This window comes from Streptosporangium sp. DT93 (assembly GCF_049844535.1).
GTDB lineage: Bacteria > Actinomycetota > Actinomycetes > Streptosporangiales > Streptosporangiaceae > Streptosporangium.
In genome coordinates, this window is record NZ_JBNCLF010000016.1 from 101,013 (window position 1) to 122,574 (window position 21,562).

General features: G+C 72.1%; 20 protein-coding genes. 11 read left to right on the top strand and 9 right to left on the bottom strand.

All coding sequences use genetic code 11. From position 1 onward, the window contains the following. The first annotated feature begins 3 nt into the window (after window positions 1-3). Together ACLQ2R_RS29305 and kynU are read left to right on the top strand one after the other, a co-directional pair. Window positions 4-975, top strand: coding sequence for an amidohydrolase family protein (locus ACLQ2R_RS29305; protein ID WP_425964061.1), 972 nt, complete (start codon window positions 4-6; stop codon window positions 973-975). A gap of 147 nt (window positions 976-1,122) precedes the next feature. Continuing rightward, the gene (gene kynU / locus ACLQ2R_RS29310) at window positions 1,123-2,367 is read left to right on the top strand and encodes a kynureninase (RefSeq protein WP_425964062.1); all 1,245 of its coding nucleotides are present in this window, start codon (window positions 1,123-1,125) and stop codon (window positions 2,365-2,367) included. A gap of 82 nt (window positions 2,368-2,449) precedes the next feature. On the opposite strand, the gene ACLQ2R_RS29315 is transcribed toward kynU, so the two are convergent. From ACLQ2R_RS29315 to ACLQ2R_RS29330, 4 genes are all read right to left on the bottom strand, one after another. Next, window positions 2,450-3,151 carry a hypothetical protein gene (locus ACLQ2R_RS29315; RefSeq protein ID WP_425964063.1) on the bottom strand — a complete coding sequence of 234 codons (702 nt, stop codon included), beginning with the start codon at window positions 3,149-3,151 and terminating at the stop codon, window positions 2,450-2,452. A 233-nt stretch (window positions 3,152-3,384) separates the two neighbouring features. Next, entirely contained in the window at window positions 3,385-4,980 is a 1,596-nt protein-coding gene (locus ACLQ2R_RS29320) for a CocE/NonD family hydrolase (protein WP_425964065.1), read from the bottom strand. A 9-nt stretch (window positions 4,981-4,989) separates the two neighbouring features. Next, complete coding sequence (locus ACLQ2R_RS29325; protein WP_425964066.1) at window positions 4,990-5,439, bottom strand: DUF3237 domain-containing protein; 450 nt, start codon at window positions 5,437-5,439, stop codon at window positions 4,990-4,992. A 95-nt stretch (window positions 5,440-5,534) separates the two neighbouring features. Continuing rightward, window positions 5,535-6,875: a flavin-dependent oxidoreductase gene (locus ACLQ2R_RS29330; protein WP_425964067.1), complete on the bottom strand. Its 1,341-nt coding sequence runs from the start codon at window positions 6,873-6,875 to the stop codon at window positions 5,535-5,537. A 73-nt stretch (window positions 6,876-6,948) separates the two neighbouring features. Between ACLQ2R_RS29330 and ACLQ2R_RS29335 the strand changes: the two genes are divergently transcribed. Continuing rightward, window positions 6,949-7,452: a MarR family winged helix-turn-helix transcriptional regulator gene (locus ACLQ2R_RS29335; protein WP_425964068.1), complete on the top strand. Its 504-nt coding sequence runs from the start codon at window positions 6,949-6,951 to the stop codon at window positions 7,450-7,452. Window positions 7,453-7,672: 220 nt separating this feature from the next. Here ACLQ2R_RS29335 and ACLQ2R_RS29340 read toward each other — a convergent pair whose 3' ends face one another. From ACLQ2R_RS29340 to pcaD, 3 genes are all read right to left on the bottom strand, one after another. Further along, window positions 7,673-8,041, bottom strand: coding sequence for an MmcQ/YjbR family DNA-binding protein (locus tag ACLQ2R_RS29340; RefSeq protein WP_425964070.1), 369 nt, complete (start codon window positions 8,039-8,041; stop codon window positions 7,673-7,675). Between the two features lie 48 nt (window positions 8,042-8,089). Next, the gene (locus tag ACLQ2R_RS29345) at window positions 8,090-9,835 is read right to left on the bottom strand and encodes a pyruvate dehydrogenase (RefSeq protein ID WP_425964072.1); all 1,746 of its coding nucleotides are present in this window, start codon (window positions 9,833-9,835) and stop codon (window positions 8,090-8,092) included. A 71-nt stretch (window positions 9,836-9,906) separates the two neighbouring features. After that, entirely contained in the window at window positions 9,907-10,647 is a 741-nt protein-coding gene (pcaD, locus tag ACLQ2R_RS29350; RefSeq protein WP_425964276.1) for a 3-oxoadipate enol-lactonase, read from the bottom strand. A gap of 152 nt (window positions 10,648-10,799) precedes the next feature. Between pcaD and ACLQ2R_RS29355 the strand changes: the two genes are divergently transcribed. From ACLQ2R_RS29355 to ACLQ2R_RS29380, 6 genes are all read left to right on the top strand, one after another. Then, entirely contained in the window at window positions 10,800-11,684 is an 885-nt protein-coding gene (locus ACLQ2R_RS29355; RefSeq protein WP_425964074.1) for a class I SAM-dependent methyltransferase, read from the top strand. Between the two features lie 243 nt (window positions 11,685-11,927). Continuing rightward, complete coding sequence (locus ACLQ2R_RS29360) at window positions 11,928-13,358, top strand: MFS transporter (protein WP_425964075.1); 1,431 nt, start codon at window positions 11,928-11,930, stop codon at window positions 13,356-13,358. A gap of 541 nt (window positions 13,359-13,899) precedes the next feature. Then, on the top strand, window positions 13,900-16,398 hold the full coding sequence (locus ACLQ2R_RS29365) for a sensor histidine kinase (protein ID WP_425964077.1): 2,499 nt from the start codon (window positions 13,900-13,902) through the stop codon (window positions 16,396-16,398). Further along, window positions 16,379-16,804: a roadblock/LC7 domain-containing protein gene (locus ACLQ2R_RS29370; RefSeq protein WP_425964078.1), complete on the top strand. Its 426-nt coding sequence runs from the start codon at window positions 16,379-16,381 to the stop codon at window positions 16,802-16,804. Before ACLQ2R_RS29365 ends, ACLQ2R_RS29370 begins: the two co-directional genes overlap by 20 nt. Next, window positions 16,801-17,151, top strand: a complete 351-nt coding sequence (locus ACLQ2R_RS29375; RefSeq protein ID WP_425964080.1) for a DUF742 domain-containing protein — start codon at window positions 16,801-16,803, stop codon at window positions 17,149-17,151. Before ACLQ2R_RS29370 ends, ACLQ2R_RS29375 begins: the two co-directional genes overlap by 4 nt. Then, entirely contained in the window at window positions 17,132-17,740 is a 609-nt protein-coding gene (locus ACLQ2R_RS29380; RefSeq protein WP_425964081.1) for a GTP-binding protein, read from the top strand. The genes ACLQ2R_RS29375 and ACLQ2R_RS29380 overlap by 20 nt, the downstream gene beginning before the upstream one ends. Before the next feature lie 71 nt (window positions 17,741-17,811). Here ACLQ2R_RS29380 and ACLQ2R_RS29385 read toward each other — a convergent pair whose 3' ends face one another. Together ACLQ2R_RS29385 and ACLQ2R_RS29390 are read right to left on the bottom strand one after the other, a co-directional pair. Further along, window positions 17,812-18,231, bottom strand: a complete 420-nt coding sequence (locus ACLQ2R_RS29385; protein WP_425964082.1) for a Dabb family protein — start codon at window positions 18,229-18,231, stop codon at window positions 17,812-17,814. Between the two features lie 279 nt (window positions 18,232-18,510). Continuing rightward, a complete protein-coding gene (locus tag ACLQ2R_RS29390) occupies window positions 18,511-19,197 on the bottom strand; it encodes a TetR/AcrR family transcriptional regulator (protein ID WP_425964083.1) in 687 nt (228 codons plus the stop codon). A 206-nt stretch (window positions 19,198-19,403) separates the two neighbouring features. On the opposite strand from ACLQ2R_RS29390, the gene ACLQ2R_RS29395 reads away from it, so the two are divergent. Together ACLQ2R_RS29395 and ACLQ2R_RS29400 are read left to right on the top strand one after the other, a co-directional pair. Beyond that, the gene (locus tag ACLQ2R_RS29395; protein ID WP_425964084.1) at window positions 19,404-20,636 is read left to right on the top strand and encodes an acyl-CoA dehydrogenase family protein; all 1,233 of its coding nucleotides are present in this window, start codon (window positions 19,404-19,406) and stop codon (window positions 20,634-20,636) included. Window positions 20,637-20,653: 17 nt separating this feature from the next. Continuing rightward, a complete protein-coding gene (locus ACLQ2R_RS29400) occupies window positions 20,654-21,496 on the top strand; it encodes an SDR family NAD(P)-dependent oxidoreductase (protein WP_425964085.1) in 843 nt (280 codons plus the stop codon). Window positions 21,497-21,562 lie beyond the last annotated feature (66 nt).

Sequence of the window (21,562 nt, forward strand, 5' to 3'; positions counted from 1 at the left end):
CCCTTGATCGTCGACGTGCACACCCACCACGTCCCCGCGGGCTGGCCGGACCTCGGCTGGCCGGGGGCGCCCCGCCTGCGGATCGACTCCGAGCGCGAGGCCGTCATCCTGCTCGGCGACCGGGAGTTCCGCCGGATCGCCGACGACTGCTGGAACCCCTCGGCCCGGCTGGAGCGGATGGACGCCGACGGGGTGGACGTGCAGGTCGTCTCGCCGACGCCGGTCTTCTTCTGCTACGACCGCCCGGCGCCGGAGGCCGTACGGGTCGCGCGGATCTTCAACGACCTGGCGCTGGAGATCTGCGCGTCCGAGCGGCTGGTGCCGTTCTGCCAGGTGCCGCTCCAGGACCCCGACCTGGCGTGCGCCGAGCTGGACCGGTGCCTGGCCGCCGGTCACGCGGGCGTCGAGATCGGCAACCACGTCGGGGACCGCGACCTGGACGACGAGGGTGTCGTCCAGTTCCTCCAGCACTGCGCCGCCGTGGGCGCGCCCGTCTTCGTCCACCCGTGGGACATGCCGGGCGGGCCCCGGCTGGACCGGTGGATGGCGCGGTGGCTGGTCGGCATGCCCGCCGAGACGCACCTGTCGATCCTCTCCCTCATCCTGGGCGGCGTCCTGGACCGGGTGCCGGAGACGCTGCGCCTGTGCTTCGCGCACGGCGGCGGCTCGTTCGCCTTCTGGCTCGGCCGGTTCGAGAACGCCTGGCACCGCCGCGCCGATCTGGTCGGGGTGTCGGAGCACCCTCCCTCGCACTACCTCGACCGGTTCAGCGTGGACTCGGTGGTGTTCGACGAGCGGGCGCTGCGGCTGCTGGTGGACACCATGGGGGAGGACCGGGTCATGCTCGGCTCCGACTTCCCGTACCCGCTGGGCGAGTCACCGGTGGGCGCGCTGGTCCGCGGCGCGGGCTTCCTGTCGGAACCGGCCCGCGCCAAACTGCTCGGCGGCAACGCCGTCCGCTTCCTGGGCCGCTGAACCGTCCGGGGCCGCGGGTTCACGGGTCCCTGCGCTTCATGCCCGGGGAGCCGTACGCCCGGACGGGGCCCGGGCCCGGGTGAGGGAGGCTTCGACGGCCACGGCATGATGGACCGGTCGTCAGGTGCCTACCCCGGAGGATGACACGTGGCCCCCAGTCGTGCGGAGTGCGTCGCCCTCGACGCCGCCGATCCCCTCGGCCCGTTCAGGGACGAGTTCGTCCTGCCCGACGGGACGATCTACCTGGTCGGCAACTCCCTGGGCGCCCCGCCCCGGGCGGCCGCCGCCGCGGTGACGAGGACCGTGGAGCAGGAGTGGGGAGGAAGGCTGGTCGGCGCCTGGAACGTCGCGGGCTGGTTCGACCTGCCGCTGACCACCGGCGACCGGATCGCCCCGCTGATCGGCGCGGGACCCGGTCAGGTGGCGGTGGGCGACAGCACGTCGATCGCCATCGTCAAGGCCGTCTCGGCGGCCCTGAGCCTGCGGCCCGGACGCCGGGTGATCGTCTCGGACCTGGCCAACTTCCCCACCGACCGCTACGTGGTCGAGGGGCTGGCGGGCGCCCTGGGGGATCACGAGATCCGCGACGTCAGCAGCGTCGGCGAGATCGCGGAGGCGCTCTCGGCCGCGCTCTCCGACGAGGTCGCGTGCGTGCTGCTGTCGGAGGTGGACTACCGGACCGGGACCCGCCACGACACGGAGGCGATCACCGCGCTGGTCCAGGCGTCGGGCGCGCTGATGATCTGGGACGTCTGCCACAGCGTCGGCGCCTACCGGGTGGACGTCTCGTCGGCGGACCTCGCGGTCGGCTGCACCTACAAGTACCTGAACGGCGGCCCGGGAGCCCCGGCCTTCGTCTACGTCCACCCGCGCCACCAGGACGAGGCGCGGCACCTGCTGACCGGCTGGCACGGGCACGCCGCGCCGTTCGCCTTCGAGCCCGGCTTCCGTCCCGCCGACGGCATCCGGCGCTTCACCGTGAGCACTCCGCCGGTGATGGCCTTCGCTCCGCTCAACGCCTCGCTCGACATCTGGGAGCGCGTCGACCTGGACGCGGTACGCGCCAAGAGCGTGGCGCTGACCTCGCTCTTCATCGAGCTGGCCGAGGAGCTCTGTGGGCCGTACGGGCTCGGGCTCGTCTCGCCCCGGGACCCGGAGCGCCGGGGCAGCCAGGTGAGCTTCAGCCACCCCGACGGCTACCCCGTCATGCGCGCCCTGATCGACCGGGGCGTCCACGGCGACTTCCGCGCCCCCGACGTCCTCAGGTTCGGCTTCGCGCCGCTCTACATCCGCTTCGCCGACGTCCACGACGCGGCCGTGCTCCTGGCCGAGGTGCTGGAGAAGGAGCACTGGCGCGACGACCGGTACGGGCGGCGCCTCGCCGTCACCTGAGGCCGCCCCCGCCCTCCTCTCAGGGGGAGGGCGGCCATGGCCGTGTCCTGTCGCCGGTACGCCGTCGTGGGCGCCGCGGGGGTCAGCGTTCGCTCAGCTTGCGTCCCCTGTACATCGGGTGGCTGGTCTCCCAGTACCTCCAGCCCTCCACCCGCGCGGGGATGCTGGCGATGCCCGCGGCGACCTTGTACACCCGGCAGCTGTGGACCCTGCGCCAGGCCGTGAAGCCCGTCCGGTAGCCGAAGACGCGGTACCACAGGTTGCCGTACTTGCCCTCGCTGATCTCCTGCGTGTACTCGTGCCCGCTCTCCACGACGTACTCCTCGGCGACCAGCGGGTTCACCAGGTTGCGGAACAGGCGCACCAGTTCCTCCCTGTCGATCGTGTTGACCCTCTCCCGCTCGACCTCCATCTCGGCGTACACCCGGTGCTGGCGGTTGACGGAGGCCGTCATCGTGCCGCCGGGGCCGTCGATGAACCGGGTGCGCGGGACGAAGAAGTTCCTCGGCCGCAGGTGGTGGAAGCTGTAGAAGGACTTCGGCCGGCAGACGCGCTGCGCCTCTCCCCGGACCGTGCCCGCCGGGGCCAGGTCGCCGGTGATGGACGGGTCGGGGTCGCGCGGGGAACTCAGGGTGGAGGCGCCGGCGGGCGCGGCCAGGGTGACGGCGAGGGCGAGGGCGAGGAATCCCGTCACCGGGAGCGTCATCGCCGCGCGGAGCGGCCGGTGCCCCCCGCGCCGGGCGCGGGAGACCGCGGTGTTCGTCTGGAGGCCGGATGTGGACATGGAGACACCGTTCCTTTCGAGACGCGGTCCGTGGCCGCGATCGATTCGCGGGCCGCGGGACGGCTGCTCTCTGCCGGCGCCGAGCGGCTCAGCGTGACACTGACGATGCTCACAGTCATGATCGACGCCCATGTGGTGCCACGCCGTGACCCACCTCATCAAATAGGGAAAGGGCAGGTGAAAAGGCGTTTACACCGATTCCTCGTGACCGGTCCGCCCCCGGTCCGGGTTCGTCAGCGGGGAACGATCGGCAGGGTGATGGAGGAGCCGGGAAAGACGCTCTGGTGCTGGACGACCAGCTCGTCCTCGCGTGAGTCGGCGCTGGTGCGGCCGTTGCCGGGGTTGCGGTCGAAGCGCGGGAAGTTGGAGCTGGAGACCTCCACGCGGATGCGGTGCCCGGCCTTGAAGACCTGGCTGGTGGCCACCAGGTCGATCGTGAACTCGGCGGGACGGTCCGGCTCGGTGCGGGTTCTGAGGATGCCGTCGATCACGCTCATCGCCCGGCCGTCGGGGTGGACGTCGACGAGCTTGGCCGTCCAGTCGGTGGAGACGGCGGAGGTCGCGGCGCGCAGCGTGACGCTCAGCGGGCCGGTCACCTCGATGTCGGCGTCCAGCACGGCGCTCGTGAAGCAGAGCACGTCGGGGCGGCGCTCCACCTCGCGCTGGTCCTGCGGGCCGACGTTGCCGGCGTCGGCGAGCAGCACCGGACCGCCGACCGTGGGGACCGGGTCGCGGGGGTCGAACACGAACGTCAGGGGGGCCTCCCCGGCCGGGACGTCGGTCGACAGCACGCCGTCGGGGTGCAGGTGGTAGCGGGTCTCGACCGCGCGGGCCAGGGGCCAGGCCTCCTCGTCCCGCCACACGTTGTCGCCCATCACGAAGATCCTCACCGCCGGGCCGTCGTCGGCGCCCCGGAGGAAGTCGAGCTGCCGTGCCTCGACGCGGGCGGCCGGTGCCGAGGCGGCGAAGCCGAAGTCGAGGGCGCCGGTGCTCGCGAGGTGCGACCACGGCCCGACGATCAGCGGACCGCCCAGGCGGCGGTGGTTCTCCAGGGTCCCGCCGAGGAACACGTCGAACCAGCCGGCCGTGTGCATGACCGGTACCTCGATGTCCTCGTGCCGCAGGGTCTCGGCGAGGTCCTGCCAGTAGGCGTCCCGTTCGGGGTGCGAGATCCACTCCCGCCACCACGGGATGCCCGGCACGTCGCGCAGCGGGAGCGTCCGCACGGCTCGCGCGGGGTCGCCGAGGACGGGCATCAGCCCGGCGAACCCGGTCCCCACGTCCTCGCCCGCCTGGGTCGCGTGCATCAGGGAGAGCATCGCCTGCATCGCCCCCCAGTGCAGGGCCGAGCCCAGTGCCAGGGCGCCGCCGTTGTACTTGAGCCCGTCGTGGAAGTCGTGCGGGGTCATGGTCGCGACCACGGCCTTGAGGCCCGGCGGGCGCGTCGCCGCCGCCTGGAGCGCGCACCCGGCGAGGTAGGACATCCCGTACGCCATGACCTCGCCGTTCGACCACGGCTGAGCGGTGATCCACTCGATGGTGTCGTAGCCGTCCGTGCCCTCGTCCAGCCAGGGACGGAAGACGCCGTCGCTGCTCCCGCGTCCCCGGCAGTGCTGGAACACCACCGCGAACCCGGCCTCCAGCGCGGGGACCCTCGGCGCGGAGCGGAACGAGCCCTCGCCGTACGGGGAGCGGACGAGCAGGGTCGGGAACGGGCCGCCCGAGGCCGGGCGGTGGACGTCACCGCGCAGGATCGTGCCGTCGCGCATCGGGAACGGGGTGTCGTGCTCGGCGGCGAGAGGCACGGGCGGACGGTCGAGTCGTGACATCGGGACTCCTCAGGTCAGGGTGCAGGCGTCGTAGCGGACGGCGTCGGCGCTGCGGCTCGCCGAGGCCACGGCCAGGGTGCGGTTGAGCCAGAGATACCGCGCGTCGCCGGTCTCGAAGCGGCAGAACAGCCGGAAGTAGTACTCGGCGGGGTCGACGGGCTCGCCCCGGGAGAGGCGTTCCAGGACCGGGGGCGGGCCGTGGCGTACCCCGCTGGTGGAGATGTAGAGGTGCGCGCCGTCGTGGGTGCGCAGGGTGTAGCGCGTGTCGACGCTGATCATGCCGTCGGCGTGCAGGACCTGCCAGTCGGCCCCGCCGGGCAGCACGGTCCCGGACAGCCGCGCTCCCTCGAACGAGCCTCCCACGATGTTGATCACCCGGCGCCTGCCCCACGGGGTGTCGCCGAGGTCGAGGATCGGGTCGAGTTTCACGTGGAACGTGGCGAGCGGTTCGAGATTCAACGGTTCGGCCTCCGTAGACGCTGGATGTTCGACGGCCCGCCCCTCGGGCGTCCGGTCACCGGGTCACGCTCCAGGGCGGGTGCCCGGTCGACGGGTCACGTTCGAGGGCGGGTTCCCGGTCGACGGGTCACGCCCCTTTCCGGTCGACGGGTCACGCTCCAGGACGGGCGCTCGTTGAGCGCGACCGGGTCGAAGCCCGCCGTGCGCTTGTACGACGCGGCGATCTCGGCCCGCTCGGCGAACGGGATGACGTTCTCCACGTCGTCGAAACCGCCCGGGGCCCGGTCGTGGGCGAGTTTCATGACGACCTCGGGTCCCATCTCCCGGTTGGAGAGCTGGAGGGCGGTCGTGGCCGGGCGCCGGTCCGCCTCGTAGCCCGCCAGGTCGCCGCGGGCCAGGAAGCTCGCGAGCACCCGGGCGTCGATGATCGCCTGGGAGGCGCCGTTCGAGCCGATCGGGTACATGGCGTGCGCGGCGTCGCCCAGCAGGGTGACGTTGCCCGCCGTCCAGTACGGCAGCGGGTCGCGGTCGACCATGGGGTACTCGTAGGCCGCCTCGGCGCCGCCGATGATCCCGGGCACGTCCAGCCAGTCGAAGCGCCAGTCCGCGAAACGCCCGGCGACCTCCGCCGGGTCCGCCGGACGGTTCCAGTCGGCGGGCCCCCAGGTGTCGCCGCCCACCGGCTGCTCGGCGATCCAGTTGATCAGCGGTCTCTCGCCCGTCGTGATCGGGTAGGCCACGAACTTCCGGGTGCCGTCACCGGCCATGATCATGGACCGTCCGGTCAGGAACGGTTCCCCGTACGTCGTGCCCCGCCAGAGGACCAGGCCGTTCCACGGGGGAGGGCCCTCGTCGGGGAACAGGTGTGCCCGGACCGCCGAGCGGATGCCGTCCGCGCCGACCAGCAGGTCGTCCGGGCCGATCCGCACCTCGTCCGCGCCGGCCCGCACCTCGTCCGCGCCGACTCGTGTCCCGTCCGTGCCGGCCCGTGTCGCGTCCGCGTCGATTCGCGGGTCGTCGGTGCCGGTCCGTGAGCCTTTCCCGGCGAGGGTGACGCGGCTGCCGGTCCGTACGGCGTGCGGGCCCAGGCGCTCGATCACGGCCTCCAGCAGGAGCATCTGCAGGCGCCCGCGGTGCACGGAGTACTGGGGCCAGGCGTAACCGGCGTCGAGCCCCCGGGGCTCGGACCAGATCGGCGTGCCGTACCGGTTGAAGTAGGCGAGCTCCGCGGTGGCCACCCCGATCGCGGAGAGCCGGTCGGCGAGTCCGAGCTCGGTGAGCTCGCGCACGGCGTGCGGCAGCAGGTTGATGCCCACGCCCAGGGGACGGATCCGCTCGGCGGCCTCGTGCACGACCACGTCCTCGACGCCGGCCGCGTGCAGGCTGAGGGCCGTCGCCAGCCCGCCGATACCGCCTCCGGCGATGATCACTCGCACGAGCGCCTCCGGTACATATTGTTATGGCCATAACAATATGTACGACCGCCCTCGTCTGAGCAAGACTTGGCCGGTGAACAGAGCAGATCAGCGGTACGCCGCCTACGCCAGGGAACGCCTGGCGGCCATGCCACCTCCGGCCGACGCGGAGGCCTTCGCACTGGCCTACAACCTGCTCCAGCTCGCCTACCTGCTCGTCACGGACCTGGAGACGCGGATCCACCGCCCGCGCGGCTGGACGCTTCCGGGTTTCCGCCTGATGTTCAAGCTCTGGCTGCTCGGCCCCACCCGGCCGGTCAGGCTGGCCGAGATATCCTCGATGTCCCGGTCGGCGGTGACCAACGCCGTCAACACCCTCGAACGCGACGGCCTGGTCGAGCGCCGCCCGGACCCCGACGACGGGCGGGCCGTGACGGTCGCTCTCACCCCGGCGGGCGAGAGCGCCGTCCGGGAGGTCTTCGCCGAGCAGACGCGCCGGGAGCAGGAGTGGTTCTCCCCGCTGGCGCCCGGGGAGCGCGGCGAGCTCACCGACCTGCTCGACCGCGTCCTGGCGGGCCGGCCGGGGGACGTGCCCTGACCGTCGAGGGCGCGCCTCCGCTCGACAGGCCCGCTCGACAGGCCCGCTCGACAGGCCCGTCTCGACAGGCCCGTCTCGACAGGGCCTGCCCGGCAGGGCTCCACTCGACGGACCCCCGTTCGACAGGCCCCTCATCCGACGGCCCTCGCTCGGCAGGCTCCGTTCGACGGAGTCCGGTTCGGCGGAACCCCGCTCGGCGGAGGGGCGTGCGCTCGTCCGGTCAGGAGGCGTCGAGCAGGGCGACGAGCTTCTTGGGAGCGACGGCGCGGTAGCTCTCCTCGACCCAGTCGAGGAGCACCTCGGCCTCCGGAAGCGGGCCGTCCAGCGGGATCGTCACCCATCCCGTCCTGCCGAGCCCGTACCCGGAGGGCTTGACGCCCGCGAGCGCCAGCGCGTGCCCGTTCGACTCCGGCAGTTTGACCCCGGCTTTCGGGCCCCATTTCCCGGTCGGCTCCTCGACGCCCAGGAAGAGGAAGATCTTCTTGTTGACCTTGACGACCGTCTCGCCCCAAGGGTGATCCTCGTGGGCCTCCGGCAGTCGCAGCGCGAACTCGCGCAGTGTCTCGCGGACCTCACGCCAACCGTCCATGGCGCCAGTGTGGACCCCGCCACCGACATTTCAGGGACCCCGTCCGGTTCAGGGACGCGGAACGCTCCGCAGGTTCGCCTTCGCCATGTCGATCATGCGTCCGACCCCGCCGGTGAGAACGGTCTTGCCGGCGGCCAGCGCGAACCCCTTCACCTGCTTGGCACTGATGTGCGGCGGCACCGCCAGCACGTTCGGGTCGGTGACCACGTCCAGCAGGAAGGGGCCGGGGGTGGCGAAGGCGGTCTCCAGGGCCCGGCGCACGTCCGCGGGGTCCTCCACCCGCAGGGACGCGATCCCGGCCGCGGCGGCGATCGCGGCGTAGTCGACGGGGGCGTGGTCGGTGCCGAAGTCGGGCAGTCCGTCCACCATCATCTCCAGCTTCACCAGGCCGAGCGAGGAGTTGTTGAACACCACGGTCTTCACCGGCAGGTCGTGCAGCCGGACGGTGAGCAGCTCGCCCAGGAGCATGGCGAGCCCGCCGTCCCCCGACAGCGAGACGACCTGCCGCCCCCGGTCGGCGAACTGGGCGCCGATGGCGTGCGGGAGCGCGTTGGCCATGCTGCCGTGCCAGAACGAGCCGATGATCCGGCGGCGGCCGTTGGGGGTGAGGTAGCGGGCGCCCCAGACCGTGCACATCCCGGTGTCCACGGTGAACACCGCGTCGTCGGCGGCCAGCTCGTCCACCAGGTTCGCCACGTACTCGGGATGGATCGGCCGGTGGTGCTCGATGTCGTGGGTGTACGCCTCCACGACGTTCTCCAGCGCCTTGAGGTGCCGCGCCAGCATCCTGTCCAGGTGGCGGCGGTCGGTCTTCCGCGTGACGTGGGGGAGCACCGCGCGGATCGTCGCGCCGACGTCGCCGTGCACGGCCAGCTCCAGCGGTGTCCTGCGGCCCAGCCGCGCCGCGTCGTGGTCGATCTGGACCGTGCGCGCGCCGGGCAGGAAGTCGTTGTACGGGAAGTCGGTCCCGGCCAGCACGACCAGGTCGGCCTCGTGCATCGCCTCGTAGCAGGCGCCGTACCCGAGCAGCCCGCTCATCCCCACGTCGTAGGGGTTGTCGTACTGAATCCACTCCTTGCCGCGCAGCGCGTGCCCGACCGGCGCGAGCAGGCGCCCGGCCAGCGCCATGACCTCGTCGCGGGCGTGCCGGGTACCGGCGCCGCAGAACAGCATCACCTTCTCGGCGCGGTTCAGCGCCGCGGCCAGCTCGGCCACCTGGTCGGCGGGTGGCACCACGGTGCCGGTCCGGGTCAGCAGGTCGTGCTCGCCGAGGGGGTGGGGGACGGTCAGTTCGGCCACGTCGCCGGACAGGACCACCACCGAGACGCCGCCGAGGCCGATCGCCCGCTGGATCGCGACCCGCAGCACCCGGGGCATCTGGCCCGGCGAGGCGATCGTCTCGCAGAAGTGGCTGCACTCCACGAACAACCGCTCGGGGTGGGTCTCCTGGAAGAACCCGGTGCCGATCTGCGTGGAGGGGATCTGGGCGGCCAGCGCGAGCACCGGGGCCTCGCTGCGGTGGGCGTCGTAGAGGCCCTGGAGCAGGTGCGTGTTACCGGGCCCGCAGCTTCCCGCGCAGACCGCCAGGCGACCGGTGACCTGCGCCTCGGCCGCGGCGGCGAACGCCCCGGCCTCCTCGTTGCGCACATGGACCCACTCGATGCCCCCGTCGGTGCCCCCCGCCTTCCTGATGGCGTCGACCACCGGGTTCAGGCTGTCGCCCACCACCCCGTAGATCCGTTCCACCCCGGCCTGGCGCAGGATCTCGATGAACTGCTCCGCGACGGTCGCCATGGTGCCCCCTTGTTTCCGGTGTCACTCGATACGTCACCGTATTTCGCAGGATCACTCCCCGTGGCGCCCCATCACTCTCCGGTGAGATGGTCCAGCAGGTGCCGCGAGACCGCCTCCGGCCGCTCGGCGCTCGCCAGGTGCGCCGCGCCGTCCACGACGACCAGCCGGGAGCCGGCGATGCCCGCGGCGATCAGCTCCGCGTGCTCGGGGGGCGTGGCGGGGTCCTCGGCCCCGGCGAGCACCAGCGTGGGCGCGGTGATCAGCGGCAGGCCGGGCCGCAGGTCCATGGCCCCGATCGCCTCGCAGCAGGCGGCGTACCCGGCCGCGGAGACCTCGCCGAGCATCCTGAGGTACGGCTCCGCCCCGGTGTGGCCGGGGGTGAACCAGCGGGCCGCGACCGTCGCCGCCAGGGAGGCGGTGCCCGACTCGCGGACCGCGGACGCCCGCTCCGCCCAGTAGGCGGGGGTCCCCAGCCTCGCGGACGTGCACAGCAGCGCGAGCCGGTCGATCCGCTCCGGCGCGTGCGCGGCCAGCCACATGCCGATCATGCCGCCGAGCGAGAGCCCGACGAAGGAGACCCGGGGCAGTTCCAGCCGGTCGAGCACGTCCAGCACGCCGCGGCCCAGCTCGGCGATCGAGCCGTCGCCGCCCTCGGGGGAGCCCCCGTGCCCCGGGTGGTCGACGCGGACGACCCGGAAACGCGAGGTCAGGGCCTCCATCTGCGGGTCCCACATCCTCAGCGTGGTGCCCAGCGAGCCGGACAGCACGACCGGAGGGGCGTCGGAGGGGCCCTCGATCTCGTGGTGCAGCATGTTCACCTGCCGAACATGAGTTCTTCGTACGGACACATGGGAGCGTAGATGACGGCCTCCGCGAAGAGCCGTGTCCGGGTGCGGACATTCCCTGTCACCTTCCGTGTCGGCTCGCCTACCATGCGGTCGAGCTCACACCCTTGGAGGGGTCGATGACCGGCAAGAACGCCGTGACCGTGTCCGCAGACGTGCCCGCCGGCGCACCCGCCGGCCCGTCCGCCCGCGTGCCGGCCGGTGGGCCCGCCGTTCCGTCCGCCTACGTGTTCGACAACGACGGGGACCACTCCGGCGACCAGCACCGTCACCTGGCCCGGCTGCTCGACCCGCTCACCTTCGAGCGCCTGGCGCTGACCGGCGTCGGGGCCGGGTGGAACTGCCTGGAGGTGGGGGCGGGCGGGGGCAGCGTGGCGCTCTGGCTGGCCGAACGGGTGGCGCCGCACGGGCACGTGCTGGCGACCGACATCAAGCCCGGGCTGATCCCCTTCAGGGACGGGCTGACCGTCGTCCGCCACGACGTCGTCGCCGACCCGCTGCCCGCGGACGCGTTCGACCTGATCCACGCCCGTCTCGTGCTCAGCCACCTGCCCCGGCGCGACCGGGTCCTGCGACGCCTGTGCGCCGCGCTGCGCCCCGGGGGCTTCCTGCAACTCGACGAGATCGACATCACCCGGTGGGCGGCGCCTCCCGTCTCCGGCGGTCGTGCGGCGGAGGCCTACGGCGCCTACGTCAGGGCGATGGCCCGTGTCCTGGGCGACGCCGGGAGCGACCCGACCTGGGGCGCCAGGGTCGCCGCGGAGATGACCGGGGCCGGCCTGGTCGACGTCGACCCGGTGCGCTGGACCGAGGTGTGGGAGCCGGGCTCCGCGGGGCTGGACCTCATGATCAGCAACAGTCACCATCTCCAGGACCGCCTGCTGGAGGCCGGGATACCTCTCGGGCTGCTCCGCGAGGCCCGCGAGGTCATGGCGACCCCGGGGTTCAGCGCCCCGTCGTTCGAGATCCACTCCGTGCTCGGCCGCCGGGCTCCCGCCGCCTGAGCCCGCTCCGGTCCCGACGCCCCGGGTTTGACTTTCGGGCTTGCCGGGGATGGGGACGACCTGTGAGGCTCGACCCCGGTCGCCCGTGAGAAGAGGCGATCGGGGGACCCGGTTCCCGGGCCGTACCGCACCTGACCATGCGATGTGATGTGCGGACCATTTACGCCTGCTGTGATTTGTGCCACCCTCCCTAACAAAGCTCTAGAAGCGGATTCTAGATTTTGGCTACAGGAAGGCCGGCGCATGGTCGACACGCCCACCACCCCACGCCTGAAATTCGGAGCGCCCCGCAACGGAGAGATCGACCCGACCTCCCGTGCTCCCTACGGCTGGGCGCCCTTCGTCGTGCTCTTCATCGTCGGGCTCGTCGACCGGATCGAACACAACCTGCTCTCCGGTGTCCTTCCTCTCATCCAGGCCGAGTGGGGCTTCAGCGACACCGTCGCCGGCTCCATCCCCACCGCCTCCGCCCTGGCCGCCGCCGTCGTCGCGCTCCCCGCCGGATACTTCGCCGACCGGCGCAACCGCACCCGGATCATCGCGATCGTCGTCTTCTGCTGGGCGCTGGCCACACTCGGCTCGGGCCTGGCCACCAGCTTCGCGCTCTTCTACACGATGCGCGTCTTCCTCGCCGCCGCGGAGAGCATCGACAACCCGGCGGCCGGCAGCCTGCTGGCCGACTACTACCCCCCGGTCTCCCGCGCCCAGGCCTACGGCTGGACCCGTATCACCGCCTACCTCGGCGGCCTCGGCACGCTGCTCGGGGGCGTGCTCGCGGGGTCGTTCGGCTGGCGCAGCGCCTTCCTGATCATGGTCGTACCGGGCGTGCTCACGGCCCTCCTCGTCTGGCGGCTCCGCGAGCCCGTCAGGGGACACCTCGACCGGCTGGTGGCCGAGGGGGGCGCCGGAGCCGCTTCCGGCGTTCCGGGGAGCATCGGCGCCGAGCCCGCCCTCGACGTCGCGGGCGGTGCCGGTATCGGCGCCGGCAGCTCCGACCTGGGGGCCGTCGGCGGCCCCGAGGGCGTCAGGCCGCCGTTCGGCCGCCAGCTCCGCGAGGTCATGGCCATCCGCACCCTGCTCGTGGTCTGTATCGGCCTGATGCTGGTCAGCCTGGGCCTGGGCGGGGTCTTCTACTGGCTTCCCTCGCTGCTGGTACGCAACTTCGGCATCGGCATCGCCGCCGCGGGCTCGCTGAGCGGCATCATCACCATCATCGGCGTCGTCGGCGGGACCGTGATCGGCTCGTGGATCGGCGGGGTCTGGCACGGCACCCGCAAGGGAGGCAGGCTCCTGGCGGGCGGCGGGGGCATCGCGCTGGGCTCGACCGCCCTGGCCGTCGCGCTCACGATGAACTCCATCCCCCTGTTCAGCGTGGTGCTGGTCGTCGCCAGCGTGCTGACGTCGATGGCCATCCCCAACCTGACCGCCTCCCTGGCCGACGTGGTCCCCGCCGACTCCCGGGGGCTCGGCTTCGCCGTCCTGCAGCTCTTCCTCACCGGGGGCGTCGCCTTCGGCCCGCTGATCGTCGGCATCGTCTCCGACAACGCGGGCAGCCTGGTCGTCGCCATGTACGCGCTGATCGTGCCGATGGTCGTGGGCGGCCTGATCACGCTGTTCGCGCGCGGCTTCTACGAGCGCGACGCGCAGCGGGTGCTGGACGCGGCGCGCGGTTGATCCCCTGTCCCCTTGATCCTCGGTCCGCCCGCCCCGGCTCCCCGGCACCGCCCGGGGAGCCGGGGCGGGCGGCGTCCGGGACCCGGCGGTGACGCCAGGGCGGTGACGACGCGGGGACCCGGTCGTGACGCCGGAACGGTGACGACGCGGGAGGCCCGGCCACCGAACCGGAGCGGACGGTGACGAGAGTCCGGAAGGGGGACGGGAGCGGAGGGTGACGGGCGGCCCGGCCGCGACGACGGGGCGGACGGCGGGAGCGGGACCCGCCGAGGACGGGGTCCGCCAGGACGCGCCGTCTCCCGGCGAAGGTGACGTCCGGGATGAACAGCCGTAATCCTCTCAGGGGCCGTTTTCGACGGGAATACCCCACCTGACCCGACATGAACATTGATACTTAAACTTCGCTCCTGTGGCTTGAAGCTAGATCTGTCCCATGGGCATAGTGTGTCGAATCACTTACGTACCGGTTACGGCGTGCGACCGTGGGGTTTCGTCCCCGCCACCGCGGGCCTCGTGAAGAACCGCGGATTGGACAGGTCGAATGAGTTCCCCCCCGCCGATCCGCTCCAAGATTCTCAAGATCCTCGTCGTGCCGATCCTCGCGCTGGTCGCCCTGTGGTCGTACATGGCCGTCTCGACCGTCGCGGAGGTCAGCGCCCTCTCCCAGACGCTGAACCGCTGGGGGGCGATCGGAGCGCCGACCCGGGATCTGGCCACCGAGCTCCAGCGTGAGCGCAGGCTCACCGCCGAGGCGGTCGGCCGTACGGCGCAGGACAAGGCGCTGGCCGACCAGCGCAGGGCGACCGACGGCAAGGTGGAGGTGGTCCGCGAGGTGATCGCGTCCTCCGCGGCCAGCCAGCCCGGCAACACCCTCGCCGACGTGCGGGCCCTGGAGTCGGCCATGGACGGCCTGGACGCGCTGCGGGTCTCCGCGGACAACGACTCGATGAGCGCGATCCAGCTCACCGACGCCTACAACGCGTCCATCTTCGCCGCCACCCGGCAGTTCGGCTCCCCGACGACGCTCCCCGACGTCGCGTCCTTCCGTACGGTCCGCGGCGTGGGCGCCTACACCAACTCCGCCGAGTACCTGGGCCGGGAGCAGTCCATCCTCGCCCCCGTGCTGAAGCGCGGCGAGATGACGCAGGCCGAGCACGCCGCCTTCGTCGCGGCGATGACCACCCGCAGGAACTTCCAGACCAACGCGGACCGGGACATGAGCCCCGAGCTGTCGGCGCGCTACCAGCAGGTCGCGGGGGACGCGCCCCACCAGCGGCTCCAGGCGGCGGAGAACACGATCTTCGCGTGGGACCTGAAGGGCAGGCCGCCGCTGGACGCCGCCTCCTGGAAGCGCGACTCCCAGACGGTCCTGGACACCATCGCCCGGCAGACCAAGGAGGAGCTGGTCAGGGCCGCCGCCATGGGTGAGGGACTCAAGCGCGACGCCATCCTCCGCATCGCCGTGGTCGTCGGCGTGGGCCTGCTCGCCATCGTCGCCTCGATCCTGATCTCCTACCGGTTCGGCCGATCGATGATCGCCGAGCTGAGGCGGCTGCAGGACTCGGCCGTGGAATTGGCCGAGGAACGGCTGCCGAAGCTGGTCGAGCGGCTGCGCAGGGGGGACGACGTCGACCCGGCGAGCGAGGCCCCCGAACTGGCCCCGGCGGACACCGCCGAGGTGGACAGGGTCGTGCGGGCGTTCTCCAGCGTGCGGCGTACCGCCGTGGAGGCCGCGGTCGGGCAGGCGACGCTCCGCAAGGGCGTCGGCCAGGTCTTCCTCAACCTCGCCTGGCGCAACCAGGCGCTGCTGCACCGCCAGCTCAACCTCCTGGACGCGATGGAGCGCCGCGTCGAGGAGCCGGAGATCCTGGAGGACCTCTTCAAGCTCGACCACCTCACCACCCGCATGCGGCGGCACGCGGAGAACCTGATCATCCTGTCCGACGCGGCGCCCGCCCGCAGGTGGCGGGACCCGGTGCCGATCTTCGACGTGGTGCGCAGCGCCGTGCTGGAGGTCGAGGACTACACCCGCGTCACCGTCATGCCCATGCCGCACGCCCCGATGCTGGTGGGCGGCGTGGTCACCGACCTGATCCACCTGATCGCCGAACTGGTGGAGAACGCCACCGTCTTCTCGCCGCCGAACACGGTGGTCAACGTCCGGAGCATGTCGGCGGCCAAGGGCTTCGCGCTGGAGATCGAGGACCGGGGCCTGGGGCTCAACCGGGCGACGCTGGACGAGCTCAACGCCAAGCTCGCCGAGCCGCCGGAGTTCGACCTGGCCGACAGCGACCGGCTCGGCCTGTTCGTCGTGTCCAGGCTCGCCGCCCGGCACGGCATCAAGGTCGTGCTGCGGCCCTCGCCCTACGACGGGACCACCGCGATCGTGCTGCTGCCGCCGGCCCTGCTCGCCGTGGAGGAGGTGCCGGTCTTCGAGGTCCCGCAGCGCTCCCGTCAGGGCGGCGCCCACGCGGCCGGGCAGAAGCGCACGCAGGGCGTGTCGTCCGCCCCGGCGCCCAGGGCGCTTCCCGGCGCGCCGGAGTGGCAGCCGGTGCCCGATCCCTCGAAGGAGTGGCAGGCGGTCCCCGAGCCCTCGGCGGACTGGCAGCCGGTGCCCGACCCTTCGACGGAGTGGCAGCCGGTCCCCGATCGCCCGGCGCCCGCGACGGAGTGGCAGCCGGTTCCGCAGGACGCCACGGAGTGGCAGCCGGTTCTCGAGCCCTCGACGGACTGGTTCCCCGCCCAGGAGCGGCAGGAGCAGCCCCCGGTACTGCCCACCCGGCGGGCGGTCGCCGTCCCGGACGCCGACGACGACCTGGACGGGCTCCCGGTGCGCGTACGGCAGGCCAACCTGGCGCCCCAGCTTCGCCAGGCACGTTCCTCGGGGCAGCGTGAGGTGTCCACGCGAACCCCCGAGGAACTCTCGAACCTCATGTCGTCCATGCAACGAGGCTGGCAGCAGGGCCGCAGCCGGACCGAGCAGGACCAGGACGTGTGGAACCGAAAGGAGAGTCACCCCGATGCCCGACCCCAGATCTGAACTGAGCTGGCTGCTCGACGACCTGACCCACCGTGTCCCCGGCGTCCGGCACGCCATCGTGCTGTCCTCCGACGGACTGGCGATGGGCGGCTCCCGGGACCTGACCCGCGAGGACGCCGAGCACCTGTCGGCGATCTCCGCGGGGAGCCACAGCCTGGCGCTGGGCGCGGGCCGCCACTTCGGCCTCGGCGGCGTACGGCAGACCATCATCGAGATGGAGAGCGGCTTCCTGTTCGTCACCGCGGCCGGGCAGGGGGCCAGACTGGCCGTGCTCGCCGCGGGGGACGCCGAGCTGGGCATGGTGACGTACGAGATGGCGCTGATGGTCAAGCGCGTCGGCGAGCATCTGTCCGCGCAGCCGAGAGGGGCCGCGCCGGCGCCCGCCTGGAATGGTGCGAGGTCGTGACGGGAGAGGATCCGGGGCCCCTCATCAGGCTGTTCGGGGTGACCGGGGGCAGGGCCCGCCCGGTGGGGGAGAGTTTCGACGTGGTGGCCATCGTCACGACGGTCGACATGCCGTCGGAACCGGTCGGGCTGATGCCCGAGCACCTCGACGTGCTGACCTCGTGCCGCCGCCCCACCCCGGTGGCCGACGTGGCCGTGAACCTCCGGCTACCGCTCAACATCACCCGCGTCATCCTCAGCGAGCTGCGGCGAGAGGGCCTGGTCACCATCGACCGGCCCCGCCCGGTCGGGAAGACGATCGACGAACGTATCTACAGGGAAGTGCTGCATGGAATACGCGGCCTCTGAGCCGGGCGCGAGCCCGGACGACACTCCGGCGATGGCCATCAAGATCCTTGTGGCCGGTGGTTTCGGTGTCGGCAAGACGACCATGGTGGGCACGATCAGCGAGATCAGGCCGCTGCACACCGAGGAGCTGCTGAGCGAGCGCGGCGTCGGCGTGGACGACCTCTCGGGCGTGGAATCGAAGATCACCACCACCGTGGCGCTGGACTTCGGGCGGATCACCATCCGCGACGGGCTCTGGCTCTACCTGTTCGGCACCCCGGGCCAGGACAGGTTCTGGTTCATGTGGGACGAGCTCTCCGTGGGCGCGCTCGGCGCGGTCGTGCTCGCCGACACCCGGCGCCTGCAGGACTGCTTTCCCGCGGTGGACTACTTCGAGCAGCGCGGCCTGCCGTTCGTCGTGGCGGTCAACTGCTTCGACGGCGCGCGGCGGCACGACCCGATCAAGATCCGGCGGGCCCTGGGGCTGGACGGTGTGGCCCCGATCGTCCTGTGCGACGTGCGCCGTCGCGAGTCGGTCAAGGAGGTGCTGACCACACTGGTCACCTACTCGGCGGGGGGCGCCTACCAGGACGCCCACGCGCGCGTCTGATCATCCGCCGCCCGGCCGCGACGCGCACCTGGTGGCCCAGGTGCGCCGAAGCGGCCGCGGGGACGTCCCTGTCAGGATCGCGGCTCGTCCTCGGGGACCGCGCCGGCGGCGAACGACGGCACATCGCCCACCAGCTTCGCGATCTCGGGGTTCTCCCGGTAGCTGCGCTCGTGAAGCTCGGCGATCCGCGCGCCGATCTCGGGGTCGCCGTCGTCGCTGATGTCGAAGGACACGAAACGGTCGACCAGCGGAAGGCCCGCCTTCTCGCTCGCGAAGTGCACCGGGTGCATGAGGTACTCCCAGTAGCCGTCGAGGTCCTCGACCGCGAACACGGCGCCCCACTCGTAGTCCCCGCCGATGTCGGGGCCCACCACCCAGGACGTCACGGCGTCGATCTCCGAACCCTGCAGGCGCAGCCGGTCGAGCGCCTCCGCGCGTTGCCGGTCATCGACCTCGGGCCGGAACGTCAGGCGGTTCACATGAAAGATCACGATGGGCTCCTCGGTTCGTCGGGGTGTCGCACGGGGGCGCGGACGAGACGGGTTCGTCTCCCGCCGCGTCCGCGGGCTGGATCGCGTGGTGCTCGGCGGCGGCAGCGACCAGGACCCCTGACGACTTCCCGCCGGCCCCGGTGACGCGTGCGCCGCTCATGACATGACACTCGCAGCGAGGGCCGATCGTTCGCGTCGGTGATTCTCACCTATACGGCGCGCCCGTACGGCGTGATCGGGATCCGCCGGAGAGGGTCGCGAGGAGACGCCGGGCGGGGCTCACGGGGACGCCGGGCCGTCGCCGGCCGGGCGGCCGTCGCGTTCGCCGAGCAGCCGCGCGGTCTCCGAGGAGACCTCGGTGGCCAGTACGGCCGAGACGACGTCGACCAGGTGGCTGGTGAAGAGCCGGTCGTCCCTGCCCTCCGGCCCGGCGGCGCGCCGGGCGAGCTCCACGTACGTCACCCGGATGGCCATGAAGCGCTGGTGCAGCCGGGTGACGGCGACCTCGGGCAGGAGCGGGGCCACCAGCTCGCGCCACCGGTTGATGCTCTGCCCGGGATCGTCCTGCCCGCTCCGCAGGGCGGGCCGGCCGGCGCGGTGCACGAGCTGCTCCATGATCCTCAGGTAGGCGCGCCCACCGTCGGGGTCGGCCAGTTTCGCGGCCATCGGCCGCACCAGCGCACCGGCGAGGGACCGGCGGGCCTCGGCGCCGGGCGGCGCGTCCCGGGACTCGTACTCGTCGAGGAGCTGGTGGCGGCGGGCCTCGATCTCGGGGTGGTGCTTGGCCAGCACCGCGCCGAGCAGCCCGGCGCGGTCGCCGAAGTGGTACTGGAGCGCGGTCGAGTTCCGCTGACCGGCTGCGGCGTTGATCTCGCGCAGCGACACGCCGTCGATCCCCCGCTCGGCGAAGAGCAGCTCGGCCGCCGCCACCAGGCGCCTGCCGGTGGCCTCCGGGTTAGGGGGCATGGGAACTCCTGCCTTGCCGGTGGATGTGCCGATGACTATGGTAATAATGCACGCGTCTCAAATCGTCGAGCAGCCGCCTCAAAGCCGGTGGCACACGGCACAGGATAGAGGCGATCGGCGGGACGACGGTGATTCCCGGTGACTCCCGGTGACCTCGCGCGACCCGCCGACACGTCACGGAAGCGGTAACCGGTCAAGGGGAGAGCATGGCCATCGACTTCACCCTCGCACCCGAGCACGAGGAGATCCGCCGCCGCGTGCGGACCTTCGTCCAGGAGACCGTCATCCCGGCCGTCGAGGGTCTCGACGTGGACAAGGGGGGCGGCCGCGACGAGTACCTCCGCGTCATCTTCGACCTGCGCGCCAAGGCGAAGGCCGAGGGACTGTGGCTGCCGCACATGCCCGTGGAGTGGGGCGGGATGGGCCTCGGGCACGTCGAGCTCGCCATGGTGCAGTCGGAGGCGGCCAAGACCCGGCTGGGGCCGTGGGTCCTCAACTGCTCGGCGCCCGACGAGGGCAACATGCACACGCTGCTGCACTGGGGCACCGACGAGCAGAAGGAGAGGTACCTCAGGCCGCTGCTCAAGGGCCACGCGATGTCGTGTTTCGCGATGACCGAGCCCGAGGTGGCCGGGTCGGACCCCACGCTCATCCGCACCCACGCCGTCCAGGACGGCGACGAGTGGGTGATCAACGGCCACAAGTGGTTCATCTCCAACGCCCGCCGCGCGAGCTTCGCCATCCTCATCGCCAAGACCGAGCTCGACGTGCCCGAGGGCTCGCGCGGCGGCAACACCGCCTTCCTCGTCGACCTGCCGCAGGAGGGCTGGAACGACGTCCGCGAGGTCGAGACGATGCACGGCTCCACCGGGCACAGCGAGATCGTCATCACCGACCTGCGGGTGCACGACGACCAGATCCTCGGCGGGCGCGGCAACGGCCACCGGCTCGGCCAGTACCGGCTCGGCCCGGCGCGGCTGGCGCACTGCATGCGCTGGATCTCCCAGGCCGAGACCGCGCTCGACATGATGGTCGACCGCGCGCTCAACCGCTACAGCCACGGATCGCTGCTGGCCGAGAAGCAGGGCATCCAGTGGCTCATCGCCGACTCGGCCATGGAGCTCTACCAGTGCAAGCTCATGGTCCTGCACGCCGCCTCGAAGATCGACAAGGGTGAGGACTTCCGTACCGAGGTCTCGATGGCCAAGCACTTCGTGGCCAACAGCCTCAACCGGATCGTCGACCGCGCGATCCAGGTGCACGGCGCGCTCGGCTACTCGACCGACACCCCGCTGGCGAACATGCTCCAGCACGCCCGCTGGGCCCGCTTCGCGGACGGTGCCGACGAGATCCACCAGATGCGCATCGCCGAGCGTACGATCGCGGCGTACCGGAGCACGGGATCCACCAACGCCGCCACCGGAGGGCTGCCGCTGTGAGCACGCAGGAGACGAGCATGGGAACCGGCGACGGCGAAAGCGGCGGAGTCACGGGCGGCGGGCTGCTCAGCGGACTGGTCCCGCTGCCCCCGATCCAGGCGTCCAACGTGGTCCGCGGCGACGACCTGGAGGGGAAGGTCGCCCTCGTCACCGGCGGGAGCAACGGCATCGGCGCGGGCGTGGCCCGGCGGCTCGCCTCCGGCGGGGCCCGCCTCGTCCTCGCCGACATCGACGACGACGCCGGCGAGAGGCTCGCCGGCGAACTGGACGCGACGTACGTCCACTGCGACGTCTCGCGCATGGAGGACAACGAGGCGGCGGTGGCGATCGCGGTCGAGCGGTACGGCAGGCTCGACCTCGCCTTCCTCAACGCGGGCATCTCCTCCGGCTGCGGGCTGGGCGAGGACTTCGACCTCCGGCGCTACCGCCTGGCGATGGGCGTCAACCTCGACGGCGTCGTGTTCGGGGTGCACGCCGCCCTGCCCGCGCTGCTCGCGGCGGGCGGCGGCACGATCGTGGCCACCGCCAGCATGGCCGGCATCGTCGGCATCCCGTCCGACCCGATCTACGCCGCCAACAAGCACGCGGTCGTCGGCCTGGTCCGCACGCTCGGCCAGGACCTCCAGTCGCGGGGGATCAGGGTGCAGGCGCTCTGCCCCTCCTTCGCCGACACCGCGATCCTCGGCGAGGGCAAGGCCGTGCTGGAACGACTCGGCTTCCCCGTCCTGGAGGTCGCGGACGTCGTGGAGACGTTCATGCGGCTGCTCGACAGCGAGGACACCGGCGAGTGCTGGTTCGTGATCCCCGGCAGGGAGAGCCAGCCCTTCGCCTTCCGCCGCGCCCCGGGGCCGCGCGCCTGACGCCTCCCGCGCGGTCCGGGGCTCGCGACACGCTCAACGGCCCCGCCGATCTCCTGAACGACCGCG

Excerpts from the sequence above, each read along its gene's own strand:
- ACLQ2R_RS29315 (WP_425964063.1), bottom strand. The coding sequence starts at position 3,151 with ATGTCCACATCCGGCCTCCAGACGAACACCGCGGTCTCCCGCGCCCGG.
- ACLQ2R_RS29320 (WP_425964065.1), bottom strand. The coding sequence starts at position 4,980 with ATGTCACGACTCGACCGTCCGCCCGTGCCTCTCGCCGCCGAGCACGAC.
- ACLQ2R_RS29340 (WP_425964070.1), bottom strand. The coding sequence starts at position 8,041 with ATGGACGGTTGGCGTGAGGTCCGCGAGACACTGCGCGAGTTCGCGCTG.
- ACLQ2R_RS29345 (WP_425964072.1), bottom strand. The coding sequence starts at position 9,835 with ATGGCGACCGTCGCGGAGCAGTTCATCGAGATCCTGCGCCAGGCCGGG.
- pcaD (WP_425964276.1), bottom strand. The coding sequence starts at position 10,647 with ATGCTGCACCACGAGATCGAGGGCCCCTCCGACGCCCCTCCGGTCGTG.
- ACLQ2R_RS29355 (WP_425964074.1), top strand. The coding sequence starts at position 10,800 with ATGACCGGCAAGAACGCCGTGACCGTGTCCGCAGACGTGCCCGCCGGC.
- ACLQ2R_RS29360 (WP_425964075.1), top strand. The coding sequence starts at position 11,928 with ATGGTCGACACGCCCACCACCCCACGCCTGAAATTCGGAGCGCCCCGC.
- ACLQ2R_RS29365 (WP_425964077.1), top strand. The coding sequence starts at position 13,900 with ATGAGTTCCCCCCCGCCGATCCGCTCCAAGATTCTCAAGATCCTCGTC.
- ACLQ2R_RS29370 (WP_425964078.1), top strand. The coding sequence starts at position 16,379 with ATGCCCGACCCCAGATCTGAACTGAGCTGGCTGCTCGACGACCTGACC.
- ACLQ2R_RS29380 (WP_425964081.1), top strand. The coding sequence starts at position 17,132 with ATGGAATACGCGGCCTCTGAGCCGGGCGCGAGCCCGGACGACACTCCG.
- ACLQ2R_RS29390 (WP_425964083.1), bottom strand. The coding sequence starts at position 19,197 with ATGCCCCCTAACCCGGAGGCCACCGGCAGGCGCCTGGTGGCGGCGGCC.
- ACLQ2R_RS29395 (WP_425964084.1), top strand. The coding sequence starts at position 19,404 with ATGGCCATCGACTTCACCCTCGCACCCGAGCACGAGGAGATCCGCCGC.
- ACLQ2R_RS29400 (WP_425964085.1), top strand. The coding sequence starts at position 20,654 with ATGGGAACCGGCGACGGCGAAAGCGGCGGAGTCACGGGCGGCGGGCTG.